Here is an 18197-nt window from a genome sequence, read left to right on the forward strand (position 1 = left end):
TTGTTTTTATCCGCAAACGGGCATATATTACAAAACAAGCCCAAGGAAGCAAGAGCAAATGAAAATCGATATTCCCCTGATCGGCAGAACCGATGTCCTGATTCTCGGCGGCACGGCCGGCGCCTGCCGGCTGGCGCAGCAGCTGCGCCGGAAAAACCTGAGGGTCTACTGCGTCACCCCGTACTCCTACTTCGGAGAAGACCTCTGCGCCACGCTGGAGCTGGACCGGGAACGGATCCAGTCGCTCGCCGGACTCGGTTTCACCGTCTGGAACCCGTCGCCGGCCGGAATCAAGCAGATGCTCGATTCCGCGCTCATCACCTCCGGCGTCGACTATCTTTACGAGAACCGCCCGGTCGCGCCGCTGTATGACGAGGCGGGGAACGTCCGCGGCAGCCTTTTCGCGGGACGCAGCGGCTTTTTCGCCATCGCCGCCGGAACCGTGGTCAACGCGCTCCGGGAATTCCCCGCCGGCTGGCGCGGCGAGTGCACGGTCGCGCTCAACACGATCCGAGCCGGAATGGAGCCCGGCCGCATCGAAAAGAAATTCCGGCTGACCACCGGCTCCGTCGCGGAACTGAGCCGGATCGACCTCGAAATGCGCACGCTCGCCTGGACGCCCGAAACCCTGCGCATCGCCGACGAATGCATCTGGAGCTTCCGCCGCGCCGCCCTGCCGGATTGCGAAACGGTGGCCGAACAGGCGAAAAGCGCCGGAAACAGCGGCCCGCTGTCGTTCCATCGCCGAACGAAGCAGGAACTCCCCTTCGAAGCCGTTTCGTTCGACACGCTCTTCCGCTGGAAGGCATGCCCGGCGATCCCTTTCGAACTCGATTCGCTGCCGCTCGACGACGGATATGACGTGCTGGTCTCCGGGCTCGGAACCGGCGGCGCACCCGCCGCGATCGCCGCGGCGCGGAGCGGCGTCCGGACGCTCGGCGTGGAAAAACTCAGCATCCCGGGCGGCGTCTGCACCGCCGGACGCATCGCCAGCTACTGGTTCGGCAACTGCTGCGGCTTCACCGAAGAGCTCGACCGCGGCATCGGCGAAATGGCCCCGATCGAAAATTACGTTCCGCTGAAGGGCAATTCGCCCATGGAGCGCAAGAGCGCCTGGCTGACCCGGGAGCTCCGGAACTCCGGCTGCGAGGTCCGCTTCAACACCTTCACCGTCGGCGCGCTGCGGGAGGGGAACCGGGTCTGCGGCGCCATTCTGGCCGGTCCCCGGGGCGTTCATCTCGTCCCGGCGGCGGTCTCGGTCGATGCGAGCGGCAACGCCGACCTCGCGGCGGCGGCGGGCGCCCCCGTCCGGCCGCTGGTCGAAGCGGAACCCGCCGTGCAGGGGAGCGGCCTGCCCCCCTATGAACTCGACCGCCCGACCTTCAACACCGATTATCTCTTCGCCTGCGACAGCGACGTGGTGGACGCCACCGCCGCTTTCACCATGGCGCACGACAAGTTCGCAAACCATTTCGACGTCGCCCAGATGCTCGACACGCGCGAACGCCGCCGCATCACAGGCGAAATCGAGCTTCAGCCGATGGATTTCTTCGCCCACCGCCGCTACCGCGACACCATCGTCATCGCCCGCAGCAACTTCGACACCCACGGCTTTATCCTCCACCCGATGTTCCTGCTGAAGCCGGCGGAACACCAGCCCTACAGCGCCAATGTGCCTTTCCGCGCGCTGCTGCCGAAAAACCGGGAAGGAATTCTGGTTACCGGCCTCGGCATCAGCGCACACCGCGACTGCATGCCGCTCGTCCGCATGCAGCCCGATGTGCAGAACCAGGGGTATGCGGCGGGCCTCGCCGCGGCGACGGCGGCGAAGGAGGGCAAACCGCTCCGGGAAATTTCGATCCGCGCGCTTCAGAAGCAGCTGATTGACTGCGGAATTCTGCCGCCCGAAATCCTGAACGAAGAGGATTCGTTCGGCGGCTTCGGGGAGAACGACTCCCACCTGGAACTCGCCTCGGCCTTCCTCTCCCCCGCGCAGGGTATCGAAAAAGCCCGGCGCGACTTCGAACGCGCCCCCTCCCCCGAAACCGCGGCGCTGCTCGCCTTCCTCGGGGACGGCTCCGGCGCCGGCGTGCTGGCGGAGGCGATCGCCGCCGCCGAATGGGACGAGGGGTGGGATTATCACGGCATGGGGCAGTTCGGCAGGTCGGCCAGTCCGCTCGACGTGCTCATCATGGCCTACGCGCGCACCGGCGGCGACGGAGGTGTCGTGCTCGATAAACTCGCACGGCTCGCCCCGGTTTCGGAATTCTCGCATTTCCGCGCGGTGTCGCTCTACCTGATCGCGCACCCCTGCCCCGAAGCGGCGGAGCCGCTGGAACGCCTGCTGCGGACGGAAGGCTTTTCCGGCCACGCCATCCGGAATCTGCGCGATGTGCTGCGCGGCGTGCGCGGCTCGGTCATCGACACGACCGTGCGCAACGCCCAGCTGAAGGAGCTGTATGCGGCCAAGGCCCTGCAGAGCTGCGACCCGGCCTCCCCGCTCGCCGGGGAAATTCTGGAACAGTACCGGAATTCGATGCAGGCCTGCTACGCCTTGTTTGCCTGACGCGGACGCGAAAGGCGGAAGGAAAAGCTTATCGGGCCAGCGAGCGGTGGTAGTTCAGGATTCCGGCCGCAATGCCGCGCGCGAGCTTGTCCTGATAGGCGGCGCTGCCGAGATTCGCCTCGTCGTAGCGGTTCGACACGAAGCCGACCTCAACCAGAGCGGCCGGGCAGCGCACATCGCGCAGAACCGCGAAGCGCGCGAATTTCACGCCGCGGTCGGTCGTCCTGGTCTGCGCCAGCATCGAACGCTGGATGTTGTAGGCCAGCAGGAAGTTCTGCGGGTTCTTCGCATTCCCGGCGTATTTGCGGGGATCCGGCTTTCCGCTGTTGCTCGATGCGGCTCCCTCCGGCGTGAGGCAGAAGGTTTCGATGCCGCGCACGCTCCGGTCCGCAGCGGAATTGACGTGGATCGACACGAACAGATCCGCCTTGGCCCGGTTCGCATAGGCGCTGCGCGCATCGAGCGAAAGCGTCGCGTCGCGCGTGCGGGTCAAATCGACCTTGTAACCATAGGAGCGCAGAATGCGGGCCACGCGGTTGGTCAGATTCAGCGTGATCGTCTTCTCCTGCAAACGCTGTCCGGCGGTCCCCCGGTCGCGTCCGCCGTGGCCCGGATCGAGCACGATCCGGCCGACCGGATGCTTGTAGACGCGCTTCGACCCGAGATACGGCGCCAGAACATTGTTGTAGTCAATCTGGCCGATGTACGGCGTCTGTCCCTGCCGGAGCAGCGGAAAACAGAGATTGACCCGGACGTTGTTGAAATAGGCGTAACGTTTGTCCGGCTGGAAAACCAGGCGGTTCTTTCCCTGCGTCAGCACGATCTGCGAAGCGCTCCGGCTGACCGACGCGCCGAAGCCGGCGGCCGCGTCGAGCAGATTCACGTTGCGCCGCCCGTTCGACCAGATCGAACGCAGCCGCACCGGAGCGGCCTCAAGCACCGCGCCGCCGAACAGAAAACAGGAGAAAATCAACAGCAGCAGAGACTTGCAGAACCGTTTCATCATCTTCCCTACAGCTTCTCCAACCGAACCTGTTCGACCCGGTCGTCGACGGGAGGATACATCGCCGGAACCCCGGGGCCGATCTCCACATATTCGGCGAGAGAGCCGAGCACGAATGCCTTCGCCTCGCAGAGCGCGCTTTTCCACGGCATCTCGAGCGCGAGCGCGGCGGCCAGCGCCGAAGAGAGCGTGCAGCCGGTTCCATGCGACTGGCCGCGATCCGGCAGGCGCTTCGACGAAAGCCGGTAGACACAGCCCTCCCGGCAGATGAAATCGTTCGCGAATCTGCCGGCCGGCGCGTGTCCGCTCTTCAGCAGGACGGCGGCGCCCCAGCGCTCATGGCACTCCCGCGCCGCATCGATATAGTCCGCCTCGCCCTTCAGCTTTCGCCCGAGCAGGAGTTCCGCCTCCGGCAGATTCGGCGTGATCCAGTCCGCCAGCGGAAAGAGCTCGTTCTTGAGCGCCTCGACCGCGTCCTCCTTCAGCAGCATGCTGCCGGAGGTGGAGACCATGACCGGATCGACCACGAGCGGCAGCTCGTGACGGGCCATGCAGGCGGCCACCGCCGAAACGATCTCCGCCGAGAACAGCATGCCGGTCTTGGCGCAGCGGACGCGGATCGCCTCCAGCACGGTCTCGATCTGGCTGACCACCCCCTCGGCCGGAATCGCATCGATCCGGGCGACCTTCTTCGGATTCTGGCTGGTCACTGCCGTGATCGCCGTGCAGCCGTAGACCCCGAAAGCGTTGAAGGTGCGCAGATCGGCCTGTATGCCGGCGCCGCCGCCGGAGTCGCTCCCGGCAATCGAAAGAGCGGCCGGGTAGATTTCGTTTTTCGGATTATTTTTCGTCATGATTTGTTTTTGAGCGGTTGAACGATTATATTGCCATATATCATAATATTGCATCGTCAACCTTAAAAAACAAATCGCGCAACTGATGTTTTTCCGGGATTTGCAGAGAATTGTTCCGCTGCTGCTGTTCATGGCGGCGCTTCCGCTTTGCGCCGCAACGGTTACGACCTACGACGGCGTCGACATCGACCTGGACCACAGCAGCGCCGAATCGCTGGCGACCATCGAAGAACTGCGCGCGCTCGACCGCCAGATCGTCTCGCTGTTCCGGGTCAGCGGCAGGCGGCTCCCGCTCAAATGCCGGATCGTGATTTCGGGCGAGCTGCCGCCGGGTGAACTTCTGGTCGAACTCAAGCCGCGGGAGTGGACGCTCTCGTTCAACGACCGCGGCGGCCGCTGGCTCACCGACTTCGCGCTCCGGCGCCGGCTGGCCGGGATGCTGATCCTATCGAAGGTTCCGCTCGCCGAAGCGCCGGCCCATCCCGACTACCTGCCCGGCTGGATCATCGCCGGCATCGACGAGCGCATGCGCGCCGGGCGCGAGAGCGAGCTCATGCTGCGGCGCAACCGTTACATGCCGGTCCTGCGCGCCCTGTCGGAACGCGGAACTTTTCCCGACTTCCGCCAGTTGCGGAACCTGACGCCGGAGCTGCTGACGCCGCCCGCGAGAGCCTGGTACGGCGAACTCGGCCGCGCGCTGCTGGACTACGGCGCCGTCTGCTCGACTCCGACCGACAACGCGCTGCTCGACTACTGCATCCTGTCGGCCAAACCCGGCAGCATCGAAAACCAGAATTTCCTCGCCACGCTCGGGCGGGTGTTTCTGAAGGATGCGGCCAAAAACGGCCTGCCGGAGCACACCGGGCGGGAAATCTGGGACAAACTCTCCGACGACGAGAAAATCCAGCGCACGCTCGAAGCGTACGCGCGGCGGCTCGCCTTCAACGATTTCTTCCCGCAGCCGGTCCCGATCACGTCGGCGGCGTTCGAGGCGCTGAACAAGCTTGAGCTGCCGGTTCTCGACGAACACGGGCTGCCGACCGGCGAACACACCTCCGCCGACCTCTTCGATCTGCCGGAGATCATTCAGCAGAGGGCCGACGCCGCCGCCCTCCAGCAGGAGCTCCGGCTCCGGATTCTCGCTCTCGGCGAAGGAAACGACGGCCCGTTCAACCGGCTGCTGCAGGATCTGGCCGATGCGCTCATGCGCCTGCCGCTGACGCCGCCTGCCCGTCCGGAGCCCCCCCCTTCGTCGGGGGAACGGTTCCGGCAGGCCATCGCGCGAATCCGGAACGATCTCGAGAGGCGCGCAAAAATAGAGGCGTTCCTCGACGCGGTGGAAATGGAGAACCGGATTCCGGCCGACTTTTACCGCGACGCGATCCGGGAGGCGAACCGTCCATCGCCGCTCCTCACCGAACGGGAGGAAAAATTCCTCGAACGCGTCGAACGCGAGTGGCTTGACGATTGAAAAGGTTTCCCTGCAATGCTATATTAGCAAGCTGCCGCACCACCCGAATGCGGCGGTTGGGAAAAAAGGGAATCAAAACAGGGAAAATGAAAGAAGAATGATGAAAGATTTATCGATGCTGACCCCGCTCATGCGTCGCGGGAGTGAATTTCTCGGCGTGAAGTATCCGATCATCTGCGGCGCGATGACCTGGGTTTCGGAGCCGAAACTCGTCTCGGCCGTCTGCAACGCCGGCGGCTTCGGCTGCCTGGCCGGCGGCAACGCCCCGTGCGACATCCTCGAAAAGCAGATCCACCAGCTCCGGGAGCTCACGCCGAACAATTTCGCGGTGAACCTCATCACGATCGCCCCGGCCTACAAGGACCACCTCGCGATGCTCGACCGGGTCAAGGTGCCGTACATCATCTTCGCCGGCAGCTTCCCGAAGGAGAAGGAGATCGCCGCGGCCAAGGCCACCGGCGCCAAGGTGCTCTGCTTCGCCTCGACCGTCTCCATCGCCGAGCGCATGATCCGGTTCGGCGCCGACGGCATCATCCTCGAAGGCAGCGAGGCCGGCGGCCACATCGGGCATGTTTCGAGCATGGTTCTGATCCAGCAGGTGCTTTACAAATTCCACAAGGAAATTCCGATCTTCATCGCCGGCGGCATCGGCACCGGGAAAATGATGGCGCACCTGCTGACCATGGGTGCGGCGGGCGTCCAGCTCGGCACCCGTTTCGTCATGACCGAGGAGTCCACGGTCCACCCGGCCTTCAAGGAGGCTTTCCGCCATGCGAATGCCCGCGACGCGATCTCGACGCCGCAGTACGACCAGAAGCTCCCGGTCGTCGCTGTGCGCGCGCTGCGCAACAGGGGGACCGACCTCTTCGGGCAGCTCCAGCTCCGCCTGCTGCGCGAGCTCGAAGCCGGCACGATCCACCGCGCCGAAGCGCAGGAGGAAGTCGAGAAGTTCTGGATCGGCGCGCTGCGCCGCGCCGCCGTCGAAGGCGACGTGGACAACGGCTCCCTGATGGCCGGCCAGTCGGTCGGCCTCGTCGACAAGGTCATGACCGTCCGCGAGCTCATCGACGAACTGCTCGAAGGGGCGGAGGACGAACTCGTCGAACTCAAAGCGAAACTCTGCGGCTGCTGACCGCACACGGAAGCGGGAGCTGAGCATCATCGATGAAGGAACCGGGCAAACAATCCGACCGCAGAGTCGTTTTCGCAGCGACGGTTCTGCTCGCGCTCCTGCTCGCATTCGCCGGGTACCGGGCGCTCCGCCGCAGCGCGGGGCTCCTGCTCGGCGATTTTTTCTACCCGTATCTGACGCTGACGCAGCTGGCGACGCAGGGGGTTTCGGAGCAGTCGCTGCTGCTCCTCTCCCGCACGGAGCTCGCGGCCAAAGCCGAAGCGCTGATGGCCGAAAACCGTACCCTCGCCGTCCGGAGCCGCGAGGCCGGAACACTGGCGGAAGAGAACGCCGAACTGCGGCGGCTCCTGACACTGCCCGCCCCCGTCGCGTGGAACTACCGCGCCGCCCAGGTGATTCTGCGCGACCCGATGTTCTGGCGGGAGCGGTTCCTCATCAGCCTGGATGCGGATTCCGGCGTGACGCCGGGCGCAGCGGTGATCGCGGCGGGGCCGGACGGCGTTCCGGCGCTGGTCGGAATCGTATCGCGCGTCGGCCGCCGGAATGCCGAGGTCGACACCCTGTTCGCATCGTCGCTGCGGCTCTCCGCCGCATTCGAAAACGGCAGCACCGGCTTTCTGAATACGGGTGAACGCCAGCCGGTCGCCGGCAAGCTCCCGGTCGGACACCTGCCGGTCAACGTCAAATTCACGCCCGGCGAAACGGCGCTGACCACCGGCTACGAAGCCGGCATTCCGCGCGGGATTCTGATCGGCCGCCTCAGCACGGTCGACGAGGTCGATCCGGATTTTTCCAGTGCGCAGCACATCTCCGGGCTGCTGACGCCCCATGCGGATTTCGACAATCTGCGCTTCGTGACCGTCGCGATCCCGACCGGCGCGCCGCCGGAGGAGAACCGGCCATGAGGACGGTCTACGTCTTCGCGCTTCTCGGTTTCGCTTTTCTGGCCGAACTCCTGGCCGGGAGGCTCGATCTGCCGTTCTTTCTCGCCGCGCTCGTCGTCTATTACGTCTCGCTGACCACATCGCTCGGAATCGGTTTCGCCGTCTCGATCGGCTTCGGCATTCTGCTCGACCTCGCCTACGGGCGGGATCTGCCGGTGACGGCGGCGATTCTCGCGGCCGCGCTGCTGGCCGGCAAGCTGATCCGGCTCAAGGCGCCGACCCATCCGTTCGAGACCGCGCTGCCCGGCATGGGAATCGCGCTCGTCGCCATTCTCGGCGGCGGGATCGTCCGGCTCTCGCTCTCGACCCAGCCGGAACAGGTCGACGAATTCCTGTGGGAGCTGATCTTCTTCGGCGCGCTCGGGCTTTTCCTGATGCCGCTCCTGACGCTGCTCTTCGACGCGGCCGGCTCCCGGCTCGGACTCGGCGCCGCCATCTGCGAGCCGAAAGCGAGCTTCGAACGGCTGCGGCCGCGCCGGGTCCGCGAACCGCGTGGAGGGAAAAACCAATGAGCCCGAACGCCAGACGCCCCGCCCCGCGCCGGGAAAAGAAGCCGGCGCAGGGACTCCTGGAAACCGAACACCTGCGGCTGCTGATCTTCGGCGGAATCATTCTGCTTGTCTTTCTCATCATGATCGTGAAGCTCGGTTATATCCAGACCCGCGCGGTGGACAAGAGCAAGGAGGCCATTTCGCGCCAGTCGCTGCGGCGGATCCGCATTCCGGCTACGCGCGGCAAAATCTACACGCGGGACCTCACGCTTCTGGCCGGCGGCAGCAGCGATTCGAATCTGGTCATCTACCCGCAGGAGATGCAGGTGAAAGGGTCGCAGGGCAAAACCGTCAGCGCGATCTTCGACGCGGCGGAGACCATTTCCAAAGCATTGCGGCGGACGAATCCTCTGACGAAGGAGGACATCACGCGCCATCTGAATTTGCAGCCCGGGCTGCCGCTCGTCCTCTTCCGCCAGTTGACCCAGCCGGAGATCGCGCGCGCGCTCGAGAGCGGACGGTCGCTGAAGGGCGTCGGGCTCGAGTCGGATGAATCCAGAACCTATCCGGAGGGAAAGCTTGCGGCCCACATCATCGGCTACACCCGGCTTCAGGACCCGCAGAGCGCCAGCGACCGGCGCGACTTCTCCTATTATGTGCCGGACCGCATCGGCGTGGAGGGGATCGAGCGTGCCTTCGACCTGCTCCCGGGCTCCGACGAAGACGACGAGGCCCGGCCGCCGGGCCTGCGCGGCCTGCCTGGTTACTCGCTCGTCCAGGTGGATCATCTCGGTTTCATCCAGAACAAGCTGATCAGCAAGATCGAGCCGCGGCACGGCAACAACGTGATCCTGACCATCGATTCGCGCGCCCAGAGAATCGCCGAATCGGTCATCGCCGGGAAACGGGCGGCGATCGTGGTGCTCGACGCCGCGAACGGCGACGTGCTCGCCTCCGCCTCGAGCCCGAGCTACGACCTGTCGGCAGGCTTCACCCCGTTCATCCGGGCGGATTACTACCGGAAGCTCCTCGCCGACCCGGACCGGCCGCTTTACAACCGCGCGCTGCTCGGCAACTACACGCCGGGTTCGATCCTGAAGCCGCTGGTGGCGCTGGCATTCCTGAACTCCGGCGTATCGCCCGCCGAAATCGTGAATTGCGACGGGTACACGCAGATCGGCAACGCGCGCGTCCGCTGCGCCGCACGCAACGGTCACGGTCCGCTGAATCTCGAAGGAGCGCTGGCCAAATCCTGCAACGACTACATGATCGAACACGCGCTGAAAACCGGGCTCAACCCGATCGCCGAGGTGCTCCGTTCGGCCGGCATCGGCCGCCGCACCGGGATCGAGCTGCCGGAGCTGGCCGGAACCTTCCCCTCGGACGCGGAAAAGCGCAAGCGCCAGAAAATGCGCTGGACCAATTACGACACCGGTCTGCTTTCGATCGGCCAGGGCATCATTACGCTGACTCCGCTGCAGGGGGCGGTCTACGCCGCCGCCCTCGCCAACGGCGGAACCGTCTGGAAGCCGCACGTGGTGTACCGCGTGGTCGATTCGAACCGCAGTCCGCTCTACGAACGCAAGGCGGAGCCGGTGGGCGAGCTCCAGGCCGGGCGTTCGGCCCTCGACGTCGTCCGCCGCGGCATGTTCGACGTCGTCAATACGCCGCGCGGCTCCGGCCGCGAAGCGAAGGTGGAGGGGCTCGACCTCTACGGCAAAACCGGGTCGGCCGAAGTCGGCCCGCTGAGCAGCCGGTTCCTGACCACCTGGTTCATCGCCTTCGTCACCTACCGCGGCAGGACCTACTCCTGCTGCGTCATGGTCGAAGAGGGCAAGTCAGGCGGCCGCAGCTGTGCGCCGCTGGCGGCGGAGTTCTTCCGGCGCTACCTGCTCGAGACGCCGCGCTCGACTTGAATGTCCGGGGGACAAACACTATTTTATTTCGGCGCGATTCACAATTTTTCAACAGGAGAGGCTTTTCACCATGATCAATGTCGCCGTTATCGGGGTCTCCGGATTCGGAGCCGTGCATTACAATGATTTCGTCCGGGAACATGCGGCGGGGAGAGTCAACGTCGTCGCCGCCACCGTCATCAACCAGTCCGAAGAGGCCGAGAAGTGCGCCTTTCTCCAGTCGATCGGCTGCCGGCTCTTCACCGACTACCGCGTCATGCTCGAGGAATTCCGCGGCAAAATCGACATCTGCTTCATTCCGACCGGAATCGCCATGCACTGCCCGATGACCGTCGCGGCGCTCGAATCCGGAGCAAACGTCTACGTCGAGAAGCCCGTGGCGCCGACCGTCGAAGAGACGCAGATCATGAAGGAGGCCGAAAAGCGGACCGGCAAATTCGTCGCGGTCGGCTACCAGACCATGTACCAGCCCGAAACCCGCCGGATCAAGGAGCTTCTGCTGGCCGGCGCCATCGGCAGGCCGCGGATCTTCAAATCCTACACGCTCTGGCCGCGCAACGATGCGTATTACAGCCGGAACAACTGGGCCGGAATGCTCTCCGTCAACGGCAAATGGGTGCTTGACAGCCCGTTCACGAACGCGATGGCCCACTTCCTGAATCTGCTGATCTTCTATGCGGGCACCAGTTTCGAGGGGACCGTCGACCCGGTCGAAGTGCAGGCCGGGTTGTTCCGTGCCAACCGGATCGAAACCAACGACTTCGCCACGATCAGGATCAAAAGCGCGCTCGAGCAGCAGATCTATTTCCATGTAACCCATGTCTGCGAAAAAAACGTGAATCCGATCTCGCGCATCGAAGGCGACGCCGGAACCATCGACTACGACGAGCAGCGCACCGTCGTCACGCTCAAAAACGGCGACACCGAGGAGTTCGCCTCCACGCCGCATGACGAAATGCGCAAGCACATCTACGACGCGCTGCTGAAGCGCATGGAGGACCCGAAGCAGTTCATCTGCACGCTTGACCTCGCCTCGAAGCACACGCTGATCTCGAATGCCGTCTTCGACTCCGTTCCGAACCGCGACATTCCGCAGGAGGAGGTCCGCACCGTCACCGAAAACGGCGTGAACCGCCGGGTGGTTCCCGGCATCGACGACGCGATCCGCCGCGCCTTCGAAGAGAGCCGCCTGGTCGACACCCGCGACTTCGCCTGGGCCGTTCCCGGAGAACCGTTCGCTCTCGCCGGATACCGCGGATTCACCGGGCGGCTCATCAAAAACAGCAAATAATTCATTTTTTTCCATTTTCGCATTTGCATTTTTGATAACTATTACTATATTTAAAGCAATGACAAGCCCGTTTCGTTATGAAACAGCAACATAACTCAAGGAGAGTGAAAGATGGCTGACCTCAAGAACAGCAAGACCGCCGAAAATCTCGCACATGCGTTCGCCGGAGAATCCCAGGCCCGCAACAAGTACACGTACTTCGCCGAAGTCGCCCGCGCCGAAGGTTACGAGCAGATCGCCGCGATCTTCGAAATGACCGCCAACAACGAGAAGGAGCACGCGAAGCTCTGGGCCAAGGAACTCGGGCTCATCGGCAGCACGGCCGAGAACCTGAAGGCCGCCGCCGCCGGCGAACATGGCGAATGGACCGAAATGTACAAGGATTTCGCCAAGGTCGCCGAAGAGGAAGGGTTCAGCGCCCTCGCCCGCAACCTCGAGCGCGTCGCCGCGATCGAGAAGCGCCATGAGGAACGCTACCTGACGCTGCTGAAGAACCTCGAGGACGGCGAAGTCTGGGTCCGCACCGGCGAAAACCGCTGGGAGTGCCGCAACTGCGGACACGTCTACATCGGGCCGAAAGCTCCGGAAGTCTGCCCGGTCTGCAAGAAGCCGAAAGCGTTCTTCGAGCTCGAAGCCAGGAACTACTGAGCGGCTTCAGCCGCTGATACGATATCATCCCCGGGCATGGACACGGGACCGCGGATATTCCGGGTTTGAGTTTTATCTGTCCCGCAAGGCGGCAGAAAGGATAAAGCAAGCCGGGAAAGGCGGAACGGGTTCATACCCGAAAGCGATACCGCATGATACCGGAAGGGAGGCGTCCGCGCCTCCCTTTTCTGCTTCCGGCAATACTGAAAGGCGGCAGAACGGAGGCGCGAAAAAACGCCTCAGAAAAGCGTATTACTTCAAAAGCTCAAGCAGCTGGCGCAGCCACTCCGGATGCGCCGGCCATGCCGGGGCGGTGACGAAATGTCCGTCGGTCACAGCTCCGGTCATCGGCAGCTCGACGTAAGTCGCGCCGGCCATTTCGACCTCGGGCTTCACCGCCGGATACGCGCTGATCTTCCGTCCCGCAATGATTCCGGCGGCGGTCAGCAACTGCGGACCGTGGCAGACCGCCGCAATCGGCTTCTTCAGCCGGTCGAACTGCCGGATCATTTCGAGCACGCGCACGTCGAGCCGCAGGTACTCGGGCGAACGGCCGCCCGGCAGCACGAGCGCGGCGAATTTCTTCACATCGACCAGATTGAAGTCGCCGTTGAGCGCGAAGTTGTGTCCGCGCTTCTCGGTGTAGGTCATGTCGCCCTCGAAGTCGTGGACGGCGGTGCGGATCACATCGCCGGGCTTCCGCTCCGGCGCGACCGCAACGACCTCATACCCCGCCATCTGCAGCGCCTGGAACGGCACCATCATCTCGTAATCCTCGACGAAATCACCGGCGATCATCAGAATTTTCTTCATCTTGCCTCCCCTCTCCGTTTGCGTATATTACTCTCCGTCGACATACCACTCCGGGGTGATGCCGAGCCTGCCGATTTTATAATGAATCACCCGCGGCGAGAGTCCGAGATCGCGCGCCGCGGCCGACATGTTGCCGGAGTTCCGCTTCAGCGCCTCGACGATCAGCTCGCGCTCGTAGGAATCCACCAGAGTGTTGAACGACGCCTTGCCGTCCGGCAGAAGCTCGGTGCCGGACTCCTTGCCGGTCTGCAGCGAAGGCGGCAGATTGTAGCCGTGGATGCATTCGTCCTGCGCGGTCAGCACCGCCCGTTCGATGCAGTTCTCGAGCTCGCGGACGTTGCCGGGCCAGTGATAGGCCATCAGCATGTTGATCGCCGGAGTCGAGAGCCGGGAAACCTTTTTGCCGTATTTCACATTCATCTTCTCGATGAAATGCTCGGCCAGCAGAATGATGTCGCTCTTGCGCTTCGACAGATCCGGCATCGAGATCGGGAAGATGTTGAGCCGGTAATAAAGGTCCTCGCGAAACAGTTTTTTGCTCATCAGCTCCTCAAGGTTCCGGCTCGTCGCGGCGAGAAAACGGACGTTCGAACGCAGCTCGGCGTTGCTGCCGACCCGCGAAAACGTGCGCTCCTGAATGAACCGCAGCAGCTTGACCTGCGTCTGCAGCGACAGGTCGCCGATCTCGTCGAGAAACAGCGTGCCGCCGTCGGCCGCCTCGGCGCGGCCGATCCTGCGGCCGGTCGCGCCCGTAAAGGCCCCCTTCTCATGGCCGAAAAGTTCGCTTTCGACCAGATTCTCGGGCAGCGCCGCGCAGTTCAGGCAGACGAACGGCTTCTCCCGGCGCGGCGACAGATTCACGATCGCGCGCGCCACCAGCTCCTTCCCGGTGCCGGAGCTGCCGCGGATCAGCACGGTCGCGTCGGAAGGAGCCACCTGGCGGACCAGCTCGTAGACCTGCTGCATGGCGCGGCAGTTGCCGACCATTTCGCCCGGATTCTCCGCAAGCATCCGGCGGAGCTTGCGGTTCTCTTCGAGGAGGTTCTCGCGCTCTTCGTGCTCCTTCTGGGCGACGGAAACCGCTTCGGCCGTGATATTGCCGATGATTTCGAGCAGCGCCATATCGTTCTCGAGATCGGTGTCCGGAGCGATGCGCCGGTCGATGCTCAATGTGCCGACCACCTGCTCGAGGTGGATGATCGGCACGCAGATGAAGGCGACGGGCTCCTTGCTGTCGCGGGATTTCGTGCGGTTCAGGAAACGGCTGTCGCGCCGGATATCCGGAATCAGGTGCGGGCGGCCGGTTTCGGCAACATGCCCGGTGATCCCCTCTCCGATATGGTAGCGCCCGAGCTGCTTCTCGTTCTCATCGAGCCCCTGCGAGGCTTCGATGGTCAGCGTGTCGCCCTGCAGCAGCGTGAACGTCCCGCGCAGCATGCCCATCCGGCGGTTCAGGACATCGAGCACCTTGTTCAGAAGCGCGTCGGCGTTGCGCTCATGCACGATCGCCGAGCTGATCTCCTGCAAGACGGTGATTTCGGATTTCATTCGTTCGTCCATTGTGCCGTTCCCTGTCAATTCCGTTTGCTTCAGGCGAAGAGTTCCGCCTGCCGGATGCGCTCCACCGCTTCCTTCGTGCGCTCGCGGTCGCCGAAGGCGGTCAGCCGGAAATACCCCTCTCCGCCGGGGCCGAAGCCGACACCGGGAGTTCCGACCACCCGGCACCGTTCCAGTAATGTATCAGAAAAACGCATGGAGTCAAGCCCGTCCGGCAGCTTCCACCAGATATACGGCGCATTTTTTCCGCCGAAGACCGTATATCCGGCTCCGGAGAGCCCTTCGCGGATGATCCGGGCATTCTCCATATAATAGTCGATCTGCTGCCGGATCTGCGGCAGCCCGGCTTCGGAATAGACCGCCTCGGCGCCGCGCTGGACGACGTAGCTTACCCCGTTGAATTTCGTGCACTGCCTCCGGTTCCAGAGCGCGTTGAGGCTCCGGAGCGTTCCATCCGCCGCGCGCGCCTTCAACGCCTTCGGCACCACGGTGAACGCGCAGCGGACGCCCGTGAAGCCGGCGGTCTTCGAAAACGACTTGAATTCGACCGCCACCTCCTTCGCCCCCGGAATCTCGTAGATGCTGCCGGGCAGCCCGGGTTCGCGGATATAGGCGCTGTAAGCGCTGTCGAACAGGATCACGGCGCCGGTTTCGCGCGCATAGGCAACCCACTTCGCCAATTCTTCGCGCGACAGCACGGTCCCGGTCGGATTGTTCGGGCTGCAGAGGTAGATCAGATCGACCGGGCGCTCCGGCAACGCGGGAGCGAAGCCGTTCTCCGCCGTCGCGGCCAGGTAGGTCACGCCTTCGAAACGCCCGTCCGGGCCGGCCTCGCCGGTGCGCCCGGCCATGACATTCGTATCGAGGTAGACCGGGTAGACCGGGTCGCCGATCGCAACCCGGCTGCCGGAGTCGAAAATCTCCTGGATGTTCGCAACGTCGCACTTCGAACCGTCGCTGACGAAAACCTCGTCCCGGTCGAGCCCGACGCCGCGGCTGCCGTATTCGGCCCGGATGACCGCATCGATCAGGAAATCGTACCCCTGTTCGGGGCCGTACCCCCGGAAGGTCTCGCAGGAGGCCATTTCGCCGACGGCCCGGTGCATCGCCTCGACCACGGCCGGAACAAGCGGCCGGGTCACGTCGCCGATGCCGAGCCGGATGATGTCGGCCTCCGGATGGGCCTCCCTGAAAGCCGCGACCTTTTTCGCGACGGCCGCAAAAAGATAGCTGCCGGGGAGCTTCAGATAATTCGAATTGATTTGCGCCATTTCAGATTTTCTCCACAAGTTCGCCCCGGAACACCTCCACGGCGGGGCCGGTCATATATACATGGTTGTCCGCGGCGGAGTGTTCGACCAGGAGCTCGCCGCCGTCGAGCAGCACGGTCACGCAGCTGCCGGTGCGCCCGGAAAGGTGTCCGGCGACCGCCGTCGCGCAGCTGCCGGTGCCGCAGGCCATGGTGATGCCGCAGCCGCGCTCCCAGACCCGCATGCGAACCATGCCGGGACTGCGGACCTCGACGAATTCGACGTTGATCTTCTTCGGAAACTGCGGGTCGCACTCAAGGACGGGTCCCCATTTTTCCAACTCGACCGCCTCGATGTCCGGCACGAAGATCACCGCATGCGGGTTGCCCATCGAAACGCAGAAGGCCGTGAAATCGCGCCCGTCGGCACGGAGTTTCACCTCGCGCGCCTGTTCCGCCGGGTTTCCGGCCACCGGAATCTCGCCGCGCAGCAGCCGGGGCTCCCCCATATCGACCCGCACCGTGCCGTTCTCAAGCACCTTCGGGCGGACGATGCCGCCTTTCGTGCGGAGCTCGAATTCGTCGCCGCGGGCGAGCATTCTCCGTTTGATGTAGAGTCCGACGCAGCGCGTCGCGTTGCCGCACATTTCGGGTTCGGTCCCGTCGGCATTGTAGATGCGCATCTCGAACGCATTGCCGGAAAGGTGGCGGATCGTCACCACGCCGTCGGCTCCGACTCCGAAATGACGGTCGCAAAGCCGCTCGACCGCGCCGCGGATATCGAAGGAGGAGGACTTGGAAAGCTCGGTCAGGATGAAATCATTGCCGAGTCCGTGCCACTTTGAGATCTTCACTGCGCGCCTCCTTTCAAATATGCGTCAACCGCCTGCGCGACCCGCTTGCCGTCCGCGATCGCCCGGACCACGAGCGACGCGCCCGAAGCGCTGTCGCCCGCGGCGAAAATCCCGCGCTCCGGAGCCGGCTGCACCCGGCCGCGCGCATCGACCGCAAGGCCGAGCTCCGCCGCAACGCCCTCCGCCGCAACGCCGGTAAAGCCCATCGCGAGCAGCACGAGGTCGGCCGGAATAAATTCAGCCGAATCCGGCAGCTCCCTGAATGTAAGCGGCCGGCCGAGCGGCGAAAACTCCCACTCGACGGTCACGGCCTCAAGCCCCGCCACGCGGCCGCCTTCCACGCAAAAGCGCTTCGTCGCAAGATTCCAGCGCCGTTCGCCGCCCTCCCGGTGGCTCGAACTCGTGCGGAGCAGATACGGCCACTGCGGCCACGGCGTCGAAGGCGAGCGCGTTTCGGGCGGCTTCGGCATGATTTCGATCTGGAGAATCGAGGCCGCGCCCTGGCGGACCGACGTGCCGACGCAATCGCTGCCGGTATCGCCGCCGCCGATCACGACGACCCGTTTTCCGGCCGCGTTTACCGGAAGCGCCGCGCACTCGCGGCCGAGCACCCGGTTCTGCCCCTGCAGAAACTCGAGCGCGAAATGAATTCCGGACGCCTCGCGTCCCGGAACGGCGAGATCGCGCGCCTGCGGCGTGCCGATCGTCAGCACGGTTGCGTCATGGCGGCGCGCAAGATAGCCGCCGGAGATGTCGCGCCCGACTTCGGTGCCGCATTCGAAGCGGATTCCGGCCTCCTCCATCAGCGCGATCCGCCGGTCGATCATCTTCTTCGAAAGCTTGAAATCCGGAATTCCGTAGCGGAGCAATCCGCCCGGCGCCGCATTTTTCTCATAGACCGTAACCGTGTGTCCGGCGAGATTCAGCGCGGTCGCGGCGGCCAGCCCGGCCGGGCCGCCGCCGATCACGGCGACGCTTTTTCCGCTGCGCGATTGCGGCTTCGGCGGCTTCACGAAACCGTTCCGGAACGCGGCCTCGACCACGGCCTTCTCAAGCTGGCGGACCATGACCGGCTCGCCGTCGATGCCGTCGGTGCAGGAGCCTTCGCAGAGCGCCGGGCAGACTCGGCTCGTGAACTCCGGAAAGAAGCTCGTGCTGCTGAGAATGTTCCAGGCGGCCTCCCAGTTTCCGGCCGCGACCGCCGCGTTGATCTCGGGAATCACGTTCCCGAGCGGGCAGCCGGCGCCGTGGCAGAACGGAATTCCGCAGTTCATGCAGCGCCCGGCCTGCCCTTTGAGCTCGTCGAACGAAAGCGCGCGTTCGACCTCATCGAAATCCCGGCGCCGCTGGTCGACCGGGCGGTAAATATCCTGAATTCTCCGATTCATATTCGTCCCTCCTTATGCTT

Annotated in this window: 15 protein-coding genes; 8 read left to right on the plus strand and 7 right to left on the minus strand. The window is 64.2% G+C overall.

The window, feature by feature from the left end; translation table 11 throughout:
- Positions 1–58 precede the first annotated feature (58 nt).
- Positions 59–2566 (plus strand): FAD-dependent oxidoreductase, encoded by a 2508-nt coding sequence (locus tag FYJ85_RS12475; protein ID WP_206213155.1) that lies wholly within the window; start codon positions 59–61, stop codon positions 2564–2566.
- A gap of 28 nt (positions 2567–2594) precedes the next feature.
- On the opposite strand, the gene FYJ85_RS12480 is transcribed toward FYJ85_RS12475, so the two are convergent.
- Positions 2595–3572: an N-acetylmuramoyl-L-alanine amidase family protein gene (locus FYJ85_RS12480; RefSeq protein WP_154418944.1), complete on the minus strand. Its 978-nt coding sequence runs from the start codon at positions 3570–3572 to the stop codon at positions 2595–2597.
- Between the two features lie 5 nt (positions 3573–3577).
- Positions 3578–4423 (minus strand): bifunctional hydroxymethylpyrimidine kinase/phosphomethylpyrimidine kinase, encoded by an 846-nt coding sequence (gene thiD, locus FYJ85_RS12485; protein ID WP_158704339.1) that lies wholly within the window; start codon positions 4421–4423, stop codon positions 3578–3580.
- Positions 4424–4523: 100 nt separating this feature from the next.
- Between thiD and FYJ85_RS12490 the strand changes: the two genes are divergently transcribed.
- The 7 genes from FYJ85_RS12490 to rbr all read left to right on the plus strand — a co-directional run bounded on the left by FYJ85_RS12490 (position 4524) and on the right by rbr (position 12316).
- Positions 4524–5894, plus strand: coding sequence for a hypothetical protein (locus tag FYJ85_RS12490; RefSeq protein WP_154418946.1), 1371 nt, complete (start codon positions 4524–4526; stop codon positions 5892–5894).
- Positions 5895–5991: 97 nt separating this feature from the next.
- The gene (locus FYJ85_RS12495) at positions 5992–7026 is read left to right on the plus strand and encodes an NAD(P)H-dependent flavin oxidoreductase (RefSeq protein ID WP_206213156.1); all 1035 of its coding nucleotides are present in this window, start codon (positions 5992–5994) and stop codon (positions 7024–7026) included.
- A 32-nt stretch (positions 7027–7058) separates the two neighbouring features.
- Positions 7059–7931, plus strand: coding sequence for a rod shape-determining protein MreC (gene mreC, locus FYJ85_RS12500; protein WP_106055353.1), 873 nt, complete (start codon positions 7059–7061; stop codon positions 7929–7931).
- Positions 7928–8482 carry a hypothetical protein gene (locus tag FYJ85_RS12505; protein ID WP_106055352.1) on the plus strand — a complete coding sequence of 185 codons (555 nt, stop codon included), beginning with the start codon at positions 7928–7930 and terminating at the stop codon, positions 8480–8482. Before mreC ends, FYJ85_RS12505 begins: the two co-directional genes overlap by 4 nt.
- Positions 8479–10377, plus strand: coding sequence for a penicillin-binding transpeptidase domain-containing protein (locus tag FYJ85_RS12510; RefSeq protein ID WP_154418948.1), 1899 nt, complete (start codon positions 8479–8481; stop codon positions 10375–10377). The genes FYJ85_RS12505 and FYJ85_RS12510 overlap by 4 nt, the downstream gene beginning before the upstream one ends.
- A 70-nt stretch (positions 10378–10447) precedes the next feature.
- Complete coding sequence (locus FYJ85_RS12515; protein ID WP_154418950.1) at positions 10448–11668, plus strand: Gfo/Idh/MocA family oxidoreductase; 1221 nt, start codon at positions 10448–10450, stop codon at positions 11666–11668.
- Between the two features lie 111 nt (positions 11669–11779).
- A complete protein-coding gene (gene rbr / locus FYJ85_RS12520) occupies positions 11780–12316 on the plus strand; it encodes a rubrerythrin (RefSeq protein ID WP_106055349.1) in 537 nt (178 codons plus the stop codon).
- A gap of 252 nt (positions 12317–12568) precedes the next feature.
- Here rbr and FYJ85_RS12525 read toward each other — a convergent pair whose 3' ends face one another.
- Genes FYJ85_RS12525 through FYJ85_RS12545 form a run of 5 tightly spaced genes read right to left on the minus strand, consistent with a single transcriptional unit; the run spans position 12569 to position 18177 of the window.
- On the minus strand, positions 12569–13129 hold the full coding sequence (locus FYJ85_RS12525) for a DJ-1/PfpI family protein (protein ID WP_106055348.1): 561 nt from the start codon (positions 13127–13129) through the stop codon (positions 12569–12571).
- A gap of 27 nt (positions 13130–13156) precedes the next feature.
- Positions 13157–14689 (minus strand): sigma-54 interaction domain-containing protein, encoded by a 1533-nt coding sequence (locus tag FYJ85_RS12530; RefSeq protein WP_106055347.1) that lies wholly within the window; start codon positions 14687–14689, stop codon positions 13157–13159.
- Positions 14690–14718: 29 nt separating this feature from the next.
- Positions 14719–15957, minus strand: a complete 1239-nt coding sequence (locus FYJ85_RS12535; protein ID WP_154418952.1) for an LL-diaminopimelate aminotransferase — start codon at positions 15955–15957, stop codon at positions 14719–14721.
- Between the two features lies 1 nt (position 15958).
- Positions 15959–16789: a diaminopimelate epimerase gene (dapF, locus tag FYJ85_RS12540; RefSeq protein ID WP_177995430.1), complete on the minus strand. Its 831-nt coding sequence runs from the start codon at positions 16787–16789 to the stop codon at positions 15959–15961.
- Complete coding sequence (locus FYJ85_RS12545) at positions 16786–18177, minus strand: glutamate synthase subunit beta (RefSeq protein ID WP_106055344.1); 1392 nt, start codon at positions 18175–18177, stop codon at positions 16786–16788. The genes dapF and FYJ85_RS12545 overlap by 4 nt, the downstream gene beginning before the upstream one ends.
- Positions 18178–18197 lie beyond the last annotated feature (20 nt).

The organism is Victivallis lenta (assembly GCF_009695545.1).
GTDB classification, from domain to species: domain Bacteria; phylum Verrucomicrobiota; class Lentisphaeria; order Victivallales; family Victivallaceae; genus Victivallis; species Victivallis lenta.